The 18,060-nt window shown below is 40.3% G+C and carries 19 protein-coding genes and 1 other annotated feature; of the genes, 14 read left to right on the top strand and 5 right to left on the bottom strand.

What is annotated here, in order from left to right; translation table 11 throughout:
- Positions 1–10: 10 nt before the first annotated feature.
- From D8785_RS06880 to D8785_RS06865, 4 genes are all read left to right on the top strand, one after another.
- Positions 11–1,360, top strand: a complete 1,350-nt coding sequence (locus tag D8785_RS06880) for a glycosyltransferase family 2 protein (RefSeq protein ID WP_125374924.1) — start codon at positions 11–13, stop codon at positions 1,358–1,360.
- Position 1,361: 1 nt separating this feature from the next.
- Entirely contained in the window at positions 1,362–3,110 is a 1,749-nt protein-coding gene (locus tag D8785_RS06875; protein WP_125374923.1) for a rhamnan synthesis F family protein, read from the top strand.
- Positions 3,110–5,632, top strand: a complete 2,523-nt coding sequence (locus tag D8785_RS06870) for an LTA synthase family protein (protein ID WP_125374922.1) — start codon at positions 3,110–3,112, stop codon at positions 5,630–5,632. The genes D8785_RS06875 and D8785_RS06870 overlap by 1 nt, the downstream gene beginning before the upstream one ends.
- A 129-nt stretch (positions 5,633–5,761) precedes the next feature.
- Positions 5,762–6,250 (top strand): EbsA family protein, encoded by a 489-nt coding sequence (locus D8785_RS06865; protein ID WP_125374921.1) that lies wholly within the window; start codon positions 5,762–5,764, stop codon positions 6,248–6,250.
- On the opposite strand, the gene D8785_RS06860 is transcribed toward D8785_RS06865, so the two are convergent.
- On the bottom strand, positions 6,247–6,444 hold the full coding sequence (locus D8785_RS06860) for a ferredoxin (RefSeq protein ID WP_162614525.1): 198 nt from the start codon (positions 6,442–6,444) through the stop codon (positions 6,247–6,249). The genes D8785_RS06865 and D8785_RS06860 overlap by 4 nt on opposite strands.
- A 45-nt stretch (positions 6,445–6,489) precedes the next feature.
- Between D8785_RS06860 and D8785_RS06855 the strand changes: the two genes are divergently transcribed.
- From D8785_RS06855 to D8785_RS06830, 6 genes are all read left to right on the top strand, one after another.
- Positions 6,490–6,933, top strand: a complete 444-nt coding sequence (locus D8785_RS06855) for an SAG1386/EF1546 family surface-associated protein (RefSeq protein WP_125374920.1) — start codon at positions 6,490–6,492, stop codon at positions 6,931–6,933.
- A gap of 10 nt (positions 6,934–6,943) precedes the next feature.
- Entirely contained in the window at positions 6,944–7,627 is a 684-nt protein-coding gene (gene cmk / locus D8785_RS06850) for a (d)CMP kinase (protein ID WP_123160393.1), read from the top strand.
- A 20-nt stretch (positions 7,628–7,647) separates the two neighbouring features.
- Positions 7,648–7,778 (top strand) — a sequence feature (ribosomal protein L20 leader region).
- Between the two features lie 15 nt (positions 7,779–7,793).
- A complete protein-coding gene (infC, locus tag D8785_RS06845) occupies positions 7,794–8,324 on the top strand; it encodes a translation initiation factor IF-3 (protein ID WP_006597373.1) in 531 nt (176 codons plus the stop codon).
- A gap of 33 nt (positions 8,325–8,357) precedes the next feature.
- Positions 8,358–8,558, top strand: coding sequence for a 50S ribosomal protein L35 (rpmI, locus tag D8785_RS06840; protein WP_001125942.1), 201 nt, complete (start codon positions 8,358–8,360; stop codon positions 8,556–8,558).
- A gap of 49 nt (positions 8,559–8,607) precedes the next feature.
- Positions 8,608–8,967, top strand: a complete 360-nt coding sequence (gene rplT / locus D8785_RS06835) for a 50S ribosomal protein L20 (RefSeq protein ID WP_000124834.1) — start codon at positions 8,608–8,610, stop codon at positions 8,965–8,967.
- A gap of 130 nt (positions 8,968–9,097) precedes the next feature.
- On the top strand, positions 9,098–9,565 hold the full coding sequence (locus tag D8785_RS06830) for a deoxycytidylate deaminase (RefSeq protein ID WP_023023644.1): 468 nt from the start codon (positions 9,098–9,100) through the stop codon (positions 9,563–9,565).
- Positions 9,566–10,004: 439 nt separating this feature from the next.
- Here D8785_RS06830 and D8785_RS06820 read toward each other — a convergent pair whose 3' ends face one another.
- From D8785_RS06820 to D8785_RS06805, 4 genes are read right to left on the bottom strand one after another with little or no spacing between them, the layout of a single operon-like run.
- Positions 10,005–10,856, bottom strand: coding sequence for a cysteine ABC transporter substrate-binding protein (locus D8785_RS06820; RefSeq protein ID WP_125374919.1), 852 nt, complete (start codon positions 10,854–10,856; stop codon positions 10,005–10,007).
- 11 nt (positions 10,857–10,867) lie between these two features.
- Positions 10,868–11,626, bottom strand: coding sequence for an amino acid ABC transporter ATP-binding protein (locus D8785_RS06815; RefSeq protein ID WP_125374918.1), 759 nt, complete (start codon positions 11,624–11,626; stop codon positions 10,868–10,870).
- 1 nt (position 11,627) lies between these two features.
- Complete coding sequence (locus D8785_RS06810; protein ID WP_117744386.1) at positions 11,628–12,305, bottom strand: amino acid ABC transporter permease; 678 nt, start codon at positions 12,303–12,305, stop codon at positions 11,628–11,630.
- Positions 12,265–12,945: an amino acid ABC transporter permease gene (locus D8785_RS06805; RefSeq protein ID WP_125374917.1), complete on the bottom strand. Its 681-nt coding sequence runs from the start codon at positions 12,943–12,945 to the stop codon at positions 12,265–12,267. The genes D8785_RS06810 and D8785_RS06805 overlap by 41 nt, the downstream gene beginning before the upstream one ends.
- 237 nt (positions 12,946–13,182) lie before the next feature.
- Between D8785_RS06805 and D8785_RS06800 the strand changes: the two genes are divergently transcribed.
- From D8785_RS06800 to D8785_RS06785, 4 genes are all read left to right on the top strand, one after another.
- Positions 13,183–13,641 (top strand): hypothetical protein, encoded by a 459-nt coding sequence (locus D8785_RS06800; protein ID WP_125374916.1) that lies wholly within the window; start codon positions 13,183–13,185, stop codon positions 13,639–13,641.
- Between the two features lie 194 nt (positions 13,642–13,835).
- A complete protein-coding gene (metK, locus tag D8785_RS06795) occupies positions 13,836–15,026 on the top strand; it encodes a methionine adenosyltransferase (protein ID WP_125374915.1) in 1,191 nt (396 codons plus the stop codon).
- A 360-nt stretch (positions 15,027–15,386) separates the two neighbouring features.
- Positions 15,387–15,821, top strand: coding sequence for a CopY/TcrY family copper transport repressor (locus tag D8785_RS06790; RefSeq protein ID WP_125374914.1), 435 nt, complete (start codon positions 15,387–15,389; stop codon positions 15,819–15,821).
- Positions 15,818–18,046: a heavy metal translocating P-type ATPase gene (locus D8785_RS06785; RefSeq protein WP_125374913.1), complete on the top strand. Its 2,229-nt coding sequence runs from the start codon at positions 15,818–15,820 to the stop codon at positions 18,044–18,046. The genes D8785_RS06790 and D8785_RS06785 overlap by 4 nt, the downstream gene beginning before the upstream one ends.
- Positions 18,047–18,060 lie beyond the last annotated feature (14 nt).

Genomic DNA, 18,060 nt, shown 5'->3' with positions numbered 1-18,060 from the left:
TGAGGGAGATATGGAAACGACGCCTTTTGTTTCGATTATTTGTACAGTTTTTAATAAAGAACCCTGGCTAAAGAAGACGATCGCTAGCTTCTTAGCACAAAAAACAGAGTTTCCTTTTGAAATTATTTTAGTGGATGATGCCTCAACTGATGGGTCTCGTAAAATCATAGCAGATTACCAAACTAGCCATCCTGATGTGATTCGTGCTTTTTATCAGGATGAAAATCTTGGGATTGCTAAAACCTGGGTCACTATCTGCAAGGAAGCGCGTGGGCAGTACATTGCCCGCTGTGACGGAGATGATTTTTGGATAGATCCTTTAAAACTCCAGAAGCAAGTGGATTTATTGGCTAGTAGGCCTGACTGCAAATGGTCCAACACAGATTTTGATATTTATGATGAGTATGGCAATTTTGTTTCTAAGGCTGGCTTTGCTAACCAGACGATTCCATTAGCAGATACCTACGAAAAAATGCTTGCCACTAGAGGTTTTACCATGGCATCGACCTGGTTAGTAGATCGAGATCTGATGGTAGAAGTCAATCAAGAGTTGGATATTACGACATCAGACGATACCTTCAATCTACAACTAGAGCTCTTTCAACGGACTTCTTTGGCTTATTTGAATGAAGCAACGGTCGCCTATACTATAAATCAAGGATCGGATTCTCGTCCTAGTGATTTTAGAAAATTGGAACGTCGTTTCCATAAGTTGTTACAAACACAACTTGACTATCTAGATAAATATCCAAATGTAGATTTGAAAGAGATGACAAAAATTCTCTTAGACCTCACTAATACTTACGAGATTCGCTTATCAAAACCAATGGACTCCCTTTCACATATTGGGATGGAATCTGTTACGATTTATTTCGGAGATGAAAAAAACACCTATTCGGAAGATCGTACCACGACCAAACTGCTTCAAAAAGAAGATAGTCTCATCATAGATATTCCGAAAGGAACGTCGGTCATTCGAGTGGATCTTTCAGAACGTCCAAGTTATTACTCTGATGTTCAATTAAAAAATGCAAGAGGGGATGTTCTCTCTCCAGTATACACTAACGGAGCTATCGTAGATGGTTATTATCTCTTTAGCGAGCCTGATCCACAACTAATCTATGATGTTGAGGAAGAGGGAATCTACTACTTGAGTTACAAGATGCTCTCAGTAGATGATCCCTCTGCACCGGATTATATTGGGAAGGTTTTTGCTGCTGAAATGTTAGACTGTCACAATCAATTGAAAAATCTTGAGGCAGAGTTAGAAGCTACGAAAGAAGCATATAATACAGTCATCCATTCTCGCCGTTGGACCATTCCAACAAAAATTTTGAAATTCTTAAGAATAAGGAAATAATATGCAACGTTTACTTTTATATGTCCACTTCAATAAATTTAACTTTATCAGTGGACATGTACTCTACCAATTAGAAAAAATTCGCCCCTTGTATTCGCGGGTGGTCTTTATCTCTAATAGTCAGCTACCTGAAGATGTGAAGGATCATTTGTCCTCGCAGCAGTTGGTGGATGATATTCTAGAACGTCAAAATACTGGCTTTGACTTTGCGGCTTGGCGGGACGGAATGAAGACAGTAGGCTTTGATCAACTGGCTCATTTTGATTCTGTTACCCTTATGAATGATACTTGCTTTGGCCCCCTTTGGGATTTAGAGCCAATCTATCAAAAATTTGAGAATGATGCTGAAGTGGATTTCTGGGGAATGACCAATTACCGGAAAGACAAGGATTTTAACGAGCATATTCAGAGTTATTATCTTAGCTTTAAAAAACAGGTTATTGAATCAAGTTCTTTCCATGAATTTTGGCAGGGCGTCCAAGATTTTACCAATGTTCAAGATGTCATTGATAACTATGAGACTAAGGTGACAACGAATTTCTTAGATGCTGGTTTTCGCTATAAAACTGTCTTTCATACCATCCATGAAGATACAACTGGGATGCTCTATCCAGACTTTTCTTACTACAATCCTACAGCCATTCTCAAACATAAGGTTCCTTTTATCAAGGTCAAGACCATTGCAAACAATGAAGGAATCGTGCCCTATATTTTTGAAGAATTGGAGCGTGTATCGGACTATCCATTAGACCTGATTCTTAACCATATGTCTATGATTGATCGTCCGGACTATCCTTATCTCTTGTCTCGTAAGTACTTGAAAAACCAAGAATTAGCTGGAGATTTCGATAAAAAAGTTGCGGTTCATCTCCATGTCTTTTATGTAGACCTCTTGGAAGAATTTCTAGATGCTTTCCAAGCTTTTCATTTTGCTTATGACCTATGGATTACGACAGATGTAGAAGAGAAGAAGCAGGCTATTGAGCAAATTCTTTCCAATCGGGCTCAAGTTGCAATGGTTGTGGTGACTGGAAATATTGGACGAGATGTGTTACCAATGCTGCTCTTAAAAGAGCAACTCTCGCGCTATGATTATGTCGGTCATTTCCACACCAAGAAATCCAAAGAAGCAGATTTCTGGGCGGGTGAATCTTGGAGGAAAGAATTGATCGAGATGTTGGTTAACCCTGCAGATCAAATTCTTGCCAATATGGAGGCCAATCCAAAAGTCGGAATCACCATCGCAGATATTCCAACCTTCTTCCGTTACAATCGAATTGTGGTTGCCTGGAACGAGGCCCTCATTTCACCAGAGATGAACAAGCTCTGGCAACGGATGGGAGCGACCAAGAGTATTGATTTCAAGAATCTTAATACCTTTGTCATGAGTTATGGGACCTTTGTTTGGTTTAAATACGATGCTTTGAAACCACTCTTTGATTTGAATTTGACAGCAGCAGATGTTCCAGCTGAACCTCTTCCTCAAAATTCGATCCTTCATGCGATTGAACGCTTATTAGTCTATATTGCTTGGGATCAAAAATATGACTTTAGGATTTCCCAAAATCCACACGTTCTCACACCATTTATCGATAATAAGCAGTTGAACAATCGTGAGGATCTCCAACCTCATACCTTCGTGGACTTTAATCAAATCGGTGGCATTAAAGGTGCCTTGAAGTATATTGTGATTGGGCCAGCAAGAGCTGTGAAATATATAGTGAAAAGAATCGTTAAGAAAGTGAAATAATGAAACGGAAAAAGAGGTTTAATTTTTATACGTTTTTAAAAAATTTGAAATCCAAAATTTCAAGAACTCAATTTTATTATGCAATCACCTTTGTCTTATTTTTCTTTTTAAATTTTTATTTAGCACAAAATAATTTAGCCTTACATAATAAAGCGACAGGGACTGTACTTAAGTATGTCAACTATTTAGGAATATTATTTGGAATTAGTTTTTTATTGTTAGTTGTATTAATGTCACATTTTAACTTTAAAAAATGGTTTCCTCTGAAATTACTGATTAGTTACTTAATTTATAATATACTTTCTTATATTACGGAAATTTCTCTGTTTCTAAACAATCCCAAATATAAGGTTTGGAACTTTCAAAAAAATCCATTTTTTAGAACGAATTCCTTTGTAGTTATTGGTACTCTATTTTTATTTACAACAATTCTTGTTCTATATAGGTATCATTCTGATGGATCTTTTACTAGAAAAAAGAATCTAGAAGAAATAAAAGATAACTATCAATACGTTATACTGTCGCAGATTTNAATAAGTTTTATTGTTACAGATAAAAATTTTTCATTATTAGTTTACCGAACAGATAGCTTCTTGTATAAAGCACTAGAAATTGGTAAATATTCTGCTCAACAGTTTTGGCTGACAAATGAGTTTTTAATGCTTACTTTTCCGATTCTTTCCGTATTTGGTTTTTTCTATACGAAAGGCCAAAGAGATTTCGTGAAAAATAAACCCAGTTTATCATTAGCCTTTTTCTCAAGTGTAACCATTTCAATCGTTCTAAATTATTTTTTCCAATTTAGTTTAGGAAGAACAGAACCATTTTTAGGGATACATTTTACAATCCCAGATGCGATCTTGTTCCAAATTTTAGTGCTGACAGCAATCATCTTATTTGTCTATATAGTTATCAACCAGTATTGGATAGCCTCCTGTTTGATTTTACTGGTATCTGTATCTTTTGTCATTGCAAATTTTATTAAATTTGGGATGAGAAATGAGCCAGTTCTACCAAGTGATTTGAATTGGTTATCCAAGCCATTTACCTTACTCAGTTTTGTTGATACTTCTCAAATAATATATATAATTGTTGGATTAGTAGCAATTGTGGTTCTTTCTCTTCTTGGAATGAGGTACTTTTTCAAAGGTAAAATTATTTCTTCTTGGAAAACACAAGTTCTACTTGTATTGTCAATGTTTCTTTTATTTATAAATGTAACATCTGTTTTTTCTGATAAAGAAAATGGGAAAATTAAATCGAATGTCCCGATAATAAGTACCCTCAATAATTATCAAGATATCGATTGGTTAGGAAACACCTCCAACGCTCGCTATAAAGGACTTACATATGTTTGGATGAACCAATTGACGACGGAAGTTATTCAGAAGCCAGAAGGTTATTCAAAAGAACGTATGGATAAGATTGTAGTGAAGTACAATGAATTAGCGAATGGTATAAATAAGGAGAGACAAAACTATTTAAATGATCAGACTATTATTTATGTTTTAAGCGAAAGTTTTTCAGATCCGAGAAAAATTGAAGGAGTTGAATTAACTCAAAATCCAATTCCTAATATTGAGAACGTTATACGTAACCACACGAGTGGCCAAATGCAATCAGATGGATATGGTGGTGGAACTGCCAATATGGAATTTCAAACATTGACTGGTCTACCTTTCTATAATATTTCTCAAACAGTATCCGTTTTGTATACAGAAGTATTTCCAAAAATTCATGATGTACCGTCAATTAGTAATTCTTATGAAACGAATAATAAAATCGCGATTCACCTCGCTGGGAAGTCAAATTATTCTAGGGATATCGTTTATTCTCGACTAGATTTTAAGGATTTTATCACGACGAATACAAAGGGAATCAAATATAGAAAAGAAGGAATTAGTCCAAGTGACGAATCTACCTACGATATGGTGCTAGAAAACATAACTCCTCAAAAAGGACAATTCTTTTCAGTAATCACTATGCAGAATCATTCACCTTGGTTAGAGGCTAATCCAGAAACTTTGGATGCAAAAGGAGTTGGATTTAGCGATGAGGAGAACTCTAAACTAACCTTCTACAGTCGTCTACTATTCCAAACCGACAGCGCCACCCAAGATTTCCTAGAAAAGTTATCCAAAATTGATAAAAAGATAACAGTGGTCTTTTATGGAGATCATTTGCCTGGTTTATATCCGGAGTCTGCTTTTAAGAATAATCCAGAAGGGCAGTACCAAACGGATTACTTTATTTGGAGTAATTTTGATGCACCGAAGTTGGATTATCCTTTGGTCAACTCAAGTGACTTCTCTGCCATGGTCTTTGAACAGACCAATTCTAAGGTCTCTCCTTACTATGCACTTTTGACCGAAGTTTTGAAGAAAGCAAGTGTGGACAAAAAAGCTTTGGAAGGAGAAGCGCAAGAGATTGCTGAAGATTTGAAGATGGTGGAGTATGATTTAATTAGTGGCAAAGGCTATCTATCCCAAGATTTCTTCAAAGTACCATCGGCGAAAAATTAAATGAAATAGATCATCTTTCATCAATATTTCATTCAGTTATTTGATCACTAAAATTATTAAAAATAGAACAGGCTTTCCTGTTCTATTTTTGTTGATTTTATGCTAAACTAGTAGGAGGGGGTTCCGCATATGATTAAGATTTTTGGGAAAATCCGATACCATTGGCAGCCTGACTTATCCATGCTGATTACCTATTGGTCCTTATCGGTTATACCTGTCTTTATTGGACTAGCTCTGATGTATGAGAGTTCTAATATTCCGACAGTGGTACTCTTTTCATTCTTTCTCTTTATGGCCTTGCTGGCTGTAGGAGTGCATCGTTATTTTACGATTTATGATGATGGGATTTTACGTATTATCACGGCGAATCCGTTAACTCCTATAAAAGTTCCGATTTCATCGATTGAAAAAGTGGAAGTCACAAAGAATTCCATCAAGTTGATTTTCAACGATGGATCAAGAAGTCGGACTTTCTGTATGCGTAAGTGGCCCAAAAAATACTTTATTAATGCTTTGGCCTTGAACGATTATTTCAAGGGTGAGATTGAGTTGACTGATAACTTCATCCATGTGGACTATTATCAACTCTACTATGCTAATAATGAAAAAAGCTCTTAATCTTTGATAAGAGCTCGGGTCGGACAATTTTTGATGGCTTCTAGGACAGTAGCATCTTGGACAATTTCTTTTTCTAAGAGATCTTCTTCAGATGAAAATTTGACAATACCATTGTCATGGTAGTCAAATAGGTCAGAGTAAGTTTGACAGAGCCCGCAGGCGATACAACGATCAGGTATTAGAGTAACTTTCATACTAATATTGTAATGATTTTTAGAGGAAAATACAAGGAGGAAGTCATGGCAAAAGAACCATGGGAAGAAGAGATTTATGATGATGGAGAAGAAACGTTGAAACGAACTAACAAATTGAATGGAATAAAAGCTGATCGCTTGTTGACCATCTTGGCGATTATTTTCTTCATTATTATTGTAGCGATGGTCTGCTTCTTAATTTACCTTTCTACAGGTGGAAGCGATAAGAAGAAACAAATGAGTGGTTTTTATAATGGTGAAACAACAGTGGTTTCATCAAGTAGCGTTGCTCCTGAAGCACAAAAATCAGAATCTTCAAGTGATAATGAGTCAGGAGAAGGAACCATTACAGTTCTAGCTGGTGAAGGAGAAGCAGCTATTGCGGCGCGTGCCGGTATTTCGATTGCCGAATTGGAGCAACTGAATCCATCTCACATGTCAACTGGTTCTTGGTATGCAAATCCAGGTGATGTGGTCAAAATTCGATAAAGGATAGACTATGAAACAAATTCAAATCGCAATTGATGGTCCTGCATCCAGTGGGAAATCAACTGTCGCTAAGATTATTGCTAAAAATTTAGGCTACACTTATCTCGATACGGGCGCTATGTACCGAGCAGCCACCTATCTGGCTCTTCGTCATGATTTGACTGAAGCAGATGTTGACCAGTTGGTTGATCTACTGAACCAATATCCAGTCAGTTTTGGTCGCTCTGAGGACGGTCAGCAATTAGTCTTCGTAGCTGATGTCGATGTGACCCATCCAATTCGTGACAATGAAGTGACCAATAATGTCTCTTGGGTATCTGCCCTGGCTCCTGTCCGTGAGCGCCTGGTGGCCCAGCAACAACAGATTGCAGCCCAAGGTGGGATTGTCATGGATGGTCGCGATATTGGAACGGTTGTCTTGCCAAGTGCCGAGTTGAAGATTTTCCTAGTGGCTTCTGTAGAAGAACGTGCGGAACGTCGCTATAAGGAAAATTTGAGCAAGGGCATTGAAACAGATTTAGAAGTATTGAAAAAAGAAATTGCTGAGCGGGACTATAAAGATAGTCACCGAGAGGTTTCTCCATTGAAACCAGCAGCAGATGCCATTCATTTTGACACAACTGGTGTCGAGATTGATCAAGTGGTTGCATTTATTGAAGAAAAAGCAAAAAAAATCCTTGACAATCCATCATAAACTTGATATCATATACAAGATGAGAAAAGCAGAAGTGAGAACTTCTCGCCTTGCGACTAACGTTGTCTGGCCCCTACGGATCAAGTTTCAGAAATGAACTATAATCATGTAGTGCGGGTTTGCGTTAGCAAGTCCGCTCTTGTTTTTCTCTAAAATAAAAAAAGAGGTGAAAACCATAGCAAAGCAAGACTTATTCATCAATGATGAAATTCGTGTACGTGAAGTTCGCTTAATCGGTCTTGAGGGCGAACAATTGGGTATCAAACCACTTGGTGAAGCGCAAGCACTTGCGGACGACGCTAATGTGGACTTGGTTCTCATTCAACCTCAAGCTAAACCTCCTGTTGCGAAAATTATGGACTACGGTAAGTTCAAATTTGAGTACCAGAAGAAACAAAAAGAACAACGCAAAAAACAAAGCGTTGTGACCGTGAAAGAAGTTCGTTTGAGCCCAGTTATTGACAAGGGTGATTTCGATACAAAACTTCGCAATGCTCGCAAGTTCCTTGAAAAAGGGAACAAAGTGAAGGTTTCCATTCGCTTTAAGGGTCGTATGATCACCCATAAAGAGATTGGGGCAAAAGTTTTAGCCGATTTCGCTGAAGCAACTCAAGATATTGCTATCATCGAACAACGTGCTAAAATGGATGGTCGTCAAATGTTCATGCAGTTGGCACCAGCAACTGACAAGAAATAATCTGTCAGAAAGTTAAAAAAAGGAGAAAATATCATGCCAAAACAAAAAACACACCGCGCATCAGCTAAACGTTTCAAACGTACAGGTTCTGGTGGACTTAAACGTTTCCGTGCTTACACTTCTCACCGTTTCCACGGAAAAACTAAGAAACAACGTCGTCATCTTCGTAAAGCATCTATGGTGCATTCAGGAGATTTCAAACGTATCAAAGCAATGCTTACTCGCTTGAAATAATCGCGTATTTGTAAGTAAAGAATTCTAGGAAATATTGGAGGAAATATAAATGGCACGTGTTAAAGGTGGCGTTGTATCACGCAAACGTCGTAAACGTATTCTTAAATTAGCTAAAGGTTACTATGGAGCTAAACACATCTTGTTCCGTACTGCAAAAGAACAAGTAATGAACTCTTACTACTATGCATACCGTGACCGTCGTCAAAAGAAACGTGACTTCCGCAAATTGTGGATCACACGTATCAATGCGGCAGCTCGTATGAATGGTCTTTCATACTCACAATTGATGCATGGTTTGAAATTGGCTGAGATCGAAGTAAACCGTAAAATGCTTGCTGACTTGGCTGTTAACGATGCAGCAGCTTTCACAGCTCTTGCAGACGCAGCGAAAGCAAAACTTGGTAAATAATTGATAAAGAGATCCATTTGGGTCTCTTTTTTTAGATGAAGGAATCGGTTGTGACAATGACTTCTTTTATTTCAGCTGATTTCGTGCTATAATGAAAAAAATTAGAAGGTTCATGAAGGAGGACAAGACTGTGGGACATAAACGGTTAGCCTGGGATGAGTATTTTGCAGCGCAGGCTTTGTTAATATCAAATCGCGCAACCTGTAAGCGGGCCAAGGTAGGGGCTGTATTAGTCAAGGATCATAAGGTGGTTGCGACGGGCTACAATGGCTCTGTCTCTGGTACAGAACATTGCTTGGATCATGACTGCCTCATGGTGGAAGGGCACTGTGTCCGGACCCTCCATGCAGAAGTCAATGCCATTTTACAGGGAGCGGAACGAGGAATTCCCAAAGGTTTCACAGCCTATGTGACCCATTTCCCTTGCCTCAATTGTACCAAGCAGTTGCTTCAAGTTGGCTGCAAGCGGGTTGTTTATATCCATCAATACCGCATCGATGAATATGCAGAGTATCTTTACCGAGAAAAAGAAGTAGAATTGGTCCACCTTCCATTGGAAGTGGTGAAAGAAGCTATTGCAGAGGCAGATTTTATTTAGATTCCTTTGTCTTTGTAAGAAAGTTAGATGAATATACTATAGTCTCTGCTAATTCATGTAATCATTTTGTTAAAGGAATTTTTCCTACTCGTTTTTAGGATGTGAATGAGAGGAAGGTGAATATGATGGCACGAAAGTTTTGCTATGGCCTCTACAGATCCCCTCTCTGTTTAACCATCGATGTCTTACTGAGTGCATGCTTTTGGAGGAAACGACCAGTCGCCACCAGTGGAAGATAGTTTTTGACTAAAAAAAAGAGAGTGGGACAGAAATCGGTCATTCGTTAGAATTCGATTTCGTCGTCCCACCTCCGCACAGTTGAGTAGGGCTGTAAAAGCTGATGAAATCAGCGTAGTAGAGCCCACTCAACCACTGCGTCTTGCTCGACAATCCAAAGAAAATTGAGAGGCTAGGACTTTTGTCCCAGCCTCTTTATTTGTTATTTCACTTCGCCACCTTCAACAACGAGATCATCTGCTTTTGCAGCATCTCCGTATGTTGGATGAAGAGTTTTATCGTAAGCTTTGTGGAAGAAGTTTTCTTTACCAAGCTTTTTAATGTCATCATTAATGAAATCGAGGAGTTCTTTGTTTCCTTTTTGAACAGCAGGTGCAATCGTATCTGGATCACCAAGTGAGGTAATTCCAACTTCGTATCCCTTGTTTTCAAGTGCCCAAGCAAGGACTTCAGTGTTGTCTGTTGAGAAGGCATCCCCACGTCCATCTAGGAGAGCTTGATAGGCATCGCTGTATTGGTCATACTTTTGAAGTTTTACTTCTGGATGGTTCTTTTCGAAGTAAGTTTCAGCAGTGGTCCCCTTGGTTACGATTAAGGTTTTTCCTTCCAATTGTTTCACATCTGTGATGACTTTATCTTTAGGAGACACTACACCGAGTGAAACCTTCATGTAAGGAAGGGCGAAGTCTACTTGTTTCTTGCGCTCATCTGTTACGGTGAAGTTGGCCAAGGTGATATCCACTTTGTTGGAAATCAAGTATTCGGCACGGTTAGCCGCATCCACTGAAACATATTTAGGTTTGACTCCTAGGTCTTTGGCTAATTGATTTCCTAGTTCGATATCATATCCTTGGTATGAACCGTCATTATCAACATATCCAAATGGTTTTTTGTCCCCAAAGACTGCGATACGAAGCTCACCACTTTTCTTGATTTCTTCAATGGTACGTGCTTTTGAGCCGGAAGAAGTAGTTTTGCTAGATCCACAAGCTGTGATAAAGAGTAGAGCAAGGGCGAAGGTGAATAGAACTAAAATTGGTTTAATGAATTTCATAAAAATCTCCTTTATAGATATGAGCCAAATTGGCTAAAGTCAAATACATTTAAAAATTCTTGTGCTCGTTGGGTTTGTGGGTTGGTAAAGAAGGAGTGAGCACTTCCTTCTTCAGTAATTTTGCCCTGATCCAAGAAAATGATCCGATCGGCAATGGCTTGTGCGAACTGTAACTCGTGGGTTACCAGAATCATAGTGCGCCCTTCTTGTGCCAGGTCATTGATGAGCTCCAGAACTTCCCGCACCATCTCAGGGTCAAGAGAAGCGGTCACTTCATCGAAGAGGATAATTTCTGGATGCATGAGAAGGGAACGAACAATGGCTACCCGTTGTTTCTGTCCTCCAGACAACTGTCTTGCGTAGCTATGTTTTTTATCTGAGAGTCCGACTCGTTCCAGTAACTCTTCTGCTTCTTGGATGACCTCCTCTTTAGGTCGTCCTTGAGCTTTTGTAGGGCCTAGGATCAAGTTTTGGAGGACGTCCAAATGGGGGAAGAGTTCATAACTTTGGAAAACCATCCCAATCTTTTGGCGGACTATGTGGAAGTCTTTTTGGTTCCTTGTGATGGATTGACCATCTAAGAGGATATCGCCAGCTTGAATGCTTTCTAAGCCATTGATACAACGAAGAAGAGTGCTCTTACCACAACCAGAAGGCCCCAAGATTACTACGACCTCCCCTTTTTGAACCTTGAGGGAAAGTCCTTGAAGGATAGGAGTGTCTCCAAAGGATTTTTTTAAGTCCTTGATTTCTAAAATGGTTTCAGACATATTAATTCCTCCAGTGGTTTTCTAAATGTCCTGCTAATTTGGAAATAGGGAAGCAAACGATAAAGTACAAGACTAAAATGGTTCCATATATCCAAAAAGAAGCGGTAGGGATGGTCAGGCGGTTGCTATCGATGATTTGTTGGCCAACCTTGGTTACTTCTACAACCCCGATGAGGACCACTAATGAGGTTGTTTTAATCATACGGGTAATCAAGTTAATAGCTTGTGGAAGCAATCGTCTGAGAACCTGTGGGATGATGATGTAGCGGTATAGTTGGACCTTACTTAATCCTAAGGCCTGTCCACTTTCAAACTGGTGTTTTGGAAGAGAGGTGATGGCCCCACGGACCAAATCTCCCATCTCAGCCGTTCCCCAAAGGGTAAAGACGATAATGGCTGAGCTTTCACCAGAAATGTTTATATTGAAGTTGCGGGCCAAACCGAAGTAAACGATAAAGAGCAAGACCAACTGGGGCATGATTCGAATAAATTCGAGATAAAAGCGAGTGAGTAAACGAATGACTTTTGATTGAGAAGTCATAACGATGCCGAGTAGGGTCCCAAGGATCATAGATAGGAGGACAGAGACGATGGAGATTCCAATTGTCACACCCAAGCCTTGGAGTATTCGAAGGAGATTATTTCCCTGAAAGAGTACCTGAATTCCCGAATCCTGCATGGCGTAATCTCCTTTCTATCCAACTAAAGAGAAGTGAAATCGGTAGTAAGAGTAGCAGATAGGCAATGACCAACATGGCCAAGGCGATATCTGTCTCGTAATAGAGCCCGATTAAATCCTTTGCTACATACATGAGGTCAGCTAAAGCGACTACAGAGAATACGGAGGTCTCCTTAATCAGGAAAATGACATTGGCGCTAAAGGAAGGCAGAGCCACTGCCGTTGCTTGCGGTAGGATTACATAGCGAAATACCTGTCTGGGTGTTAGCCCGATAGATAGACCGATTTCATGCTGGGTTTGGCTAACTGCTTCTAGACCGCTTCGGAAGGACTCAGCCATATAGGAACCACCTAAAAAGATAAGACCAATGGTTGCACAGACTTCTGAAGAAAGGACGACTCCTATTCTTGGTAAGCCAAAGTAGAGGAAGAAGAGCTGAATCAAGAGCGGTGTATTTCGAGAAAGTTCGATGTAACAACCAGCTAGTTGACTTAAAATCGGTAGACGATAATGTCGGATGATACTCACAATCAGTCCTAAAAGAAATGAACCTAAAATTCCCCAGAAGGCAATGTGAAAGGTCAAGAAAAAGGCCTGCTGGTAGAGTGGAAAATATTGTTCAACAATTGACCAATCCAAAAATGATTTCCTCCTCTCTAATGAGCAAGGAAAAAAGAAATGCTACCTTACTGATTAGAAAATAATACAGTCATTGTAACACGAAACAAATCATTTGAATAATATGGATAATTTATCAAGCTGATAGATAAAATTTATCACCAATTTTAGCATATGCAATTTCAATAAATCGGGTATAATAAGAGTAGAATACACTGTAAAACCAATTTATAAGATGATAAAAGAGGAGGGATAAAGATGTCAGATCAAGATCCACAATATCAACCAAACCAAGGACATAATGATCTTCCTGAAGGGACAGCTCAGCCACCCATGCCGAATCAAGGCCTAGCAAATCCTGTTCAGCCACCAATGATGGAGCAAGCCCCAGAAAATTCTGTTCCTCATACGGGCCTTCTAACTTTTGCAATATGTTTTGCCATCGGCTATCTTGGATTGTTTATAGGGAGTGCTCTGTTAGCAGGAGGATGGGCAATTGCCTTCCTAATCTTCTTGGGACCTCACTTGATTTGTTATATTATTGCGACAGTCCTACTTGGTATTGGAAGGACAACCATCAATAAGGAGATTCTATTTGTCTCTGTAGCTCTCTATTTCGTCTCGATGTTATTTGCTGGTGATCCGGATTGGTTTCTATTTCGAATTCCATCTATCATTTCCACTATCCTTGTATTAATAGGGACTTTGCTACTATAAGGATTAGAGCTAAATAGCGGTTTAACTGAAGAAGGTATAGTTTCAAACTATATCTTTTTCTTTTAATAAAAAAGGAATTCTCGTGCAAAATCGTGTTATAATAGTTAAGTTATATGGTCCCGATAAGGTGGTAGAAAGCATCTACCAGTTCTTTGTAACTCTATAACGAATATTTTTTAAGGGGGGACATTTTTATGTCAGAACGTAAATTATTCACGTCTGAATCTGTATCTGAGGGGCATCCGGATAAGATTGCAGACCAAATTTCAGATGCTATTTTGGATGCTATTTTAGAGCAAGATCCAGAAGCACACGTTGCTGCAGAAACAGCTGTTTATACTGGTTCAGTGCATGTTTTCGGTGAAATTTCGACAAATGCTTATGTGGACATTAACCGTGTGGTTCGTGATACCATTGCTGAAATTGGTTACACCAATACAGAATATGGATTCTCAGCGGAAACTGTAGGAGTACACCCATCATTGGTAGAACAATCTCCTGATATTGCCCAAGGGGTTAATGAAGCCTTGGAAGTTCGTGGAAATGCTGATCAAGATCCACTTGATTTAATCGGGGCAGGAGACCAAGGTCTCATGTTTGGTTTTGCGGTAGATGAGACAGAAGAACTCATGCCACTTCCAATCTCACTTAGCCACAAGTTGGTTCGTCGTTTGGCAGAGCTACGTAAGTCTGGTGAAATCAGCTATCTTCGTCCAGATGCTAAATCACAAGTTACGGTTGAGTATGATGAAAATGACCAGCCAGTGCGCGTGGATACAGTCGTTATTTCAACCCAACACGATCCAGAAGTGAGCAATGAACAAATCCATGAGGATGTGATTAACAAGGTCATCAAGGAAGTGATTCCAGCTTCTTATCTTGACGACGAAACGAAATTCTTCATCAATCCAACAGGTCGTTTCGTAATCGGAGGACCTCAAGGAGACTCAGGTTTGACGGGTCGTAAGATCATCGTAGATACCTATGGTGGTTATTCACGTCACGGTGGTGGCGCCTTCTCTGGTAAGGATGCAACTAAGGTGGACCGTTCCGCTTCTTATGCAGCTCGCTACATTGCTAAAAACATTGTGGCTGCAGGTCTTGCTAAGAAAGCAGAAGTACAATTGGCTTATGCTATTGGGGTGGCTCATCCTGTATCTGTGCGGATCGATACCTTTGGTACAGGAACAGTAGCAGAAAGCAAGCTGGAGCAAGCTGCGCGTCAAATCTTTGACCTTCGTCCTGCAGGAATTATCCAAATGCTTGACCTCAAACGTCCGATCTACCGTCAAACAGCGGCTTATGGACATATGGGACGGACGGATATTGATCTTCCATGGGAACGCTTGGACAAGGTTGAAGCCTTGAAAGAAGCAGTTAAGTAAGTAGATAGAAAGAGAGAGTGGGACAGAAATCGGTCATTCGTTAGAATTCGATTTCGTCTTCCCACCTCCGCACAGCTTCAACAGTCTGGGAGACTGTTGAAGGTTGCAGATAAAGGAAACTTTGTTTCCCTCATTAGGTCATATTTGGAGCTTAAAAAGCGAACAAAGAGCCCACTCAACCACTGCGTCTTGCTCGACAATCCAAAGATAATTGAGAGGCTAGGACTTTTGTCCCAGCCTCTTTTTTGTAAAATAAATCTACAAATGTAAACAAAAGTATTGACAAGAAAAATAGGAAGTGTATAATAAAACTACAAATGTAAACCATCCATCCATGATAGGAGATAGAAAGGAAAATGAATGGCTAAGATTTCAAGTGCTGAATGGGAAGTCATGAGAGTCCTTTGGACCAAGGGAGAAACGACTTCTACAGAAATAACTAAGATTCTTTCCACCAAGCAGGACTGGTCCGCATCAACGGTAAAAACCCTCTTGGGGCGCTTAGCTGATAAAGGCTATCTGACGAGCCGAAGAGAAGGTCGAACCTATCTGTATCAGGCTGTCCTCAATGAAGAAGAGGCCAATTTAACAGCTGTCTATGAAGTTTTAAGTAAGATCTGCTTGACCAAGCATAGTCAATTATTGGGGCAACTGATCCAGCAAACACCAATGATGAAAAAACAGATCAAAGACTTGCAAGAGATTCTCACATCCAAAGAGAGCGTGGAGCGGGTTCAATGTGATTGCCAACCTGGGCAATGTCACTGTGTCAGTCATGTGGAGGAAGATCAATGAAAGAAGAAACCTTTGTCGTCAATGGGATGACTTGTGCATCCTGTGTGATCAATGTGGAGAAAGCTGTCAATCATCTGGACGGTGTTGAAAAAGCGACGGTAAATTTAACCACTGAAAAAATGACGGTAGAATACCAAGGGGAGCCTTTGAGTCCAGAGGCTATTTCAAAGGCGGTAGCGGATGCTGGCTATGAGGCAGTACTTTACAATCCAGATACAGCTAAGAGTCAAGAGGAACGGGAAGGAGACAAGCTACAATTAATCCGAAACCGGCTCCTTTGGTCTTCCATCTTCACCCTGCCACTCTTTTATCTAGCAATGGGTCCCATGATTGGCCTGCCTGTACCTGCTTTTGTCTCACCTGATCGTGCACCCGTAACTTACACCCTTGTTCTTTTGGCCTTGACCATCCCCGTGATGGTCTTCGGACGAGCCTTTTATCAAAATGGTTTCCGAACTCTTCTAAAAGGTCATCCCAATATGGATGCCTTGGTAGCTTTGGCTACCAGTGCAGCTTTTCTTTATAGTCTCTATGGAACTTATCATATCTTGCTTGGTCACCATCATCATGTTCACCAGCTTTACTATGAGTCTGTAGCCGTGATTTTGACCCTAATTACGCTAGGTAAATATTTTGAAACTCTGTCAAAAGGACGTACTTCTCAAGCCATTAAAAAACTCATGCATCTGGCTGCCAAGGAGGCGACGGTCTTACGGGATGGAAAAGAAGTGAAATTGCCTGTAGAAGACTTGGCCATTGGAGATCACATTCTGGTCAAACCAGGTGAAAAAATAGCCGTTGATGGTCAAGTGGTTTCCGGACAATCAGCTATTGATGAAAGCATGCTAACGGGTGAATCGATCCCAATCCAAAAAACTGAAGGCAGTTCAGTTTACGCTGGCTCCATCAATGGTCAAGGAAGCTTGGTCTATGAAGCTGAAAAGGTTGGTCGGGATACTCTACTAGCACAAATCATTCAGCTGGTAGAAGATGCCCAACAAACCAAAGCACCGATTGCCAAGATTGCTGATCAAGTGGCAGGATTCTTTGTCCCTGTAGTCATTGGGATTGCCCTCTTATCAGGCCTCTTTTGGTACTTCATCATGGGCGAAACCTTCACTTTTGCTATGACGGTTACGATTAGTGTCTTGGTGATTGCCTGTCCGTGTGCGCTAGGCTTGGCGACTCCAACAGCCATCATGGTGGGAACAGGATTAGGCGCAGAGCATGGGATCCTCTACAAGAGAGGGGATGTCCTTGAGCTGGCCCATCAAGCTCAAGTATTGGTTTTCGATAAAACAGGGACCATCACTCAAGGAAAACCTCAGTTGTCCTCATCCTATCTCTATAGTCAAACGAAGGATGCCTTACAAATCCTAGCATCTCTGGAAGCTAGATCCGAGCACCCGCTGGGACAGGCTATTCTGGATGCTGCAAAAGAAGCGCATCTAGACTTATTAGAGATGGAAAACTTCTCTAGTTTAACAGGGAGGGGTCTCTCTGCTAGATATGCAGGGAAGGTTTATCTAGCTGGGAATCAAACGCTAATGGAAGAGGAAGGAATCGATGTTCGTCTCGCCAAGGCAGACTTGGAAGTCATGACCCAGGATGGACAAACCCCGATTTTCTTAGCTGAAGATGGGCGATTAATGGCTCTATTTGGCGTAGCAGACCGCATCAAGGAAGATAGTTTAGAAATGGTTGCTAATCTTGAAAAAATGGGCAAGAAGGTGATCATGCTAACTGGGGATAATGAACGAACTGCTCAAGTCATTGCCAAGAAGGCTGGAATCCGGCAGGTCATCAGTCAGGTCCTTCCACAAGAAAAATCTCAGGTGATCCAAGATTTGCAAGCAGAAGGCCAGTCTGTTATCATGGTGGGAGATGGAATCAACGATGCACCAGCTCTTGCAACTGCAGATATCGGGATTGCCATGGGATCTGGGACAGATATTGCCATGGAAAGTGCAGATATCGTAGTCATGAAACCTCAATTGATGGATGTTGTCCGGGCCTTGGAAATTAGTCGCTACACGATTCAGACTATCAAAGAAAATTTGTTCTGGGCCTTTATCTACAATGTTTTAGCGATTCCGGTAGCGATGGGTCTTCTCCATCTCTTTGGAGGTCCCCTTTTAAATCCTATGTTAGCGGGTCTAGCCATGAGTTTTAGCTCGGTATCCGTCGTCGTCAATGCTTTAAGATTAAAGCGAAAAAAATTATAAAATCTAGGAGAAAA

The sequence above is a fragment of the Streptococcus australis genome, from assembly GCF_003943615.1.
Classification (GTDB): Bacteria; Bacillota; Bacilli; order Lactobacillales; family Streptococcaceae; genus Streptococcus; species Streptococcus australis_C.
Note: the sequence above shows the minus strand (reverse complement) of the source record. Positions and strands in the feature narration are given on the sequence as shown.

Excerpts from the sequence above, each read along its gene's own strand:
- rpmI (WP_001125942.1), top strand. The coding sequence starts at position 8,358 with ATGCCAAAACAAAAAACACACCGCGCATCAGCTAAACGTTTCAAACGT.
- D8785_RS06800 (WP_125374916.1), top strand. The coding sequence starts at position 13,183 with ATGTCAGATCAAGATCCACAATATCAACCAAACCAAGGACATAATGAT.
- metK (WP_125374915.1), top strand. The coding sequence starts at position 13,836 with ATGTCAGAACGTAAATTATTCACGTCTGAATCTGTATCTGAGGGGCAT.
- D8785_RS06860 (WP_162614525.1), bottom strand. The coding sequence starts at position 6,444 with ATGAAAGTTACTCTAATACCTGATCGTTGTATCGCCTGCGGGCTCTGT.
- D8785_RS06865 (WP_125374921.1), top strand. The coding sequence starts at position 5,762 with ATGATTAAGATTTTTGGGAAAATCCGATACCATTGGCAGCCTGACTTA.
- rplT (WP_000124834.1), top strand. The coding sequence starts at position 8,608 with ATGGCACGTGTTAAAGGTGGCGTTGTATCACGCAAACGTCGTAAACGT.
- D8785_RS06855 (WP_125374920.1), top strand. The coding sequence starts at position 6,490 with ATGGCAAAAGAACCATGGGAAGAAGAGATTTATGATGATGGAGAAGAA.
- D8785_RS06790 (WP_125374914.1), top strand. The coding sequence starts at position 15,387 with ATGGCTAAGATTTCAAGTGCTGAATGGGAAGTCATGAGAGTCCTTTGG.
- cmk (WP_123160393.1), top strand. The coding sequence starts at position 6,944 with ATGAAACAAATTCAAATCGCAATTGATGGTCCTGCATCCAGTGGGAAA.
- D8785_RS06820 (WP_125374919.1), bottom strand. The coding sequence starts at position 10,856 with ATGAAATTCATTAAACCAATTTTAGTTCTATTCACCTTCGCCCTTGCT.
- D8785_RS06880 (WP_125374924.1), top strand. The coding sequence starts at position 11 with ATGGAAACGACGCCTTTTGTTTCGATTATTTGTACAGTTTTTAATAAA.
- D8785_RS06815 (WP_125374918.1), bottom strand. The coding sequence starts at position 11,626 with ATGTCTGAAACCATTTTAGAAATCAAGGACTTAAAAAAATCCTTTGGA.
- D8785_RS06875 (WP_125374923.1), top strand. The coding sequence starts at position 1,362 with ATGCAACGTTTACTTTTATATGTCCACTTCAATAAATTTAACTTTATC.
- D8785_RS06810 (WP_117744386.1), bottom strand. The coding sequence starts at position 12,305 with ATGCAGGATTCGGGAATTCAGGTACTCTTTCAGGGAAATAATCTCCTT.
- D8785_RS06785 (WP_125374913.1), top strand. The coding sequence starts at position 15,818 with ATGAAAGAAGAAACCTTTGTCGTCAATGGGATGACTTGTGCATCCTGT.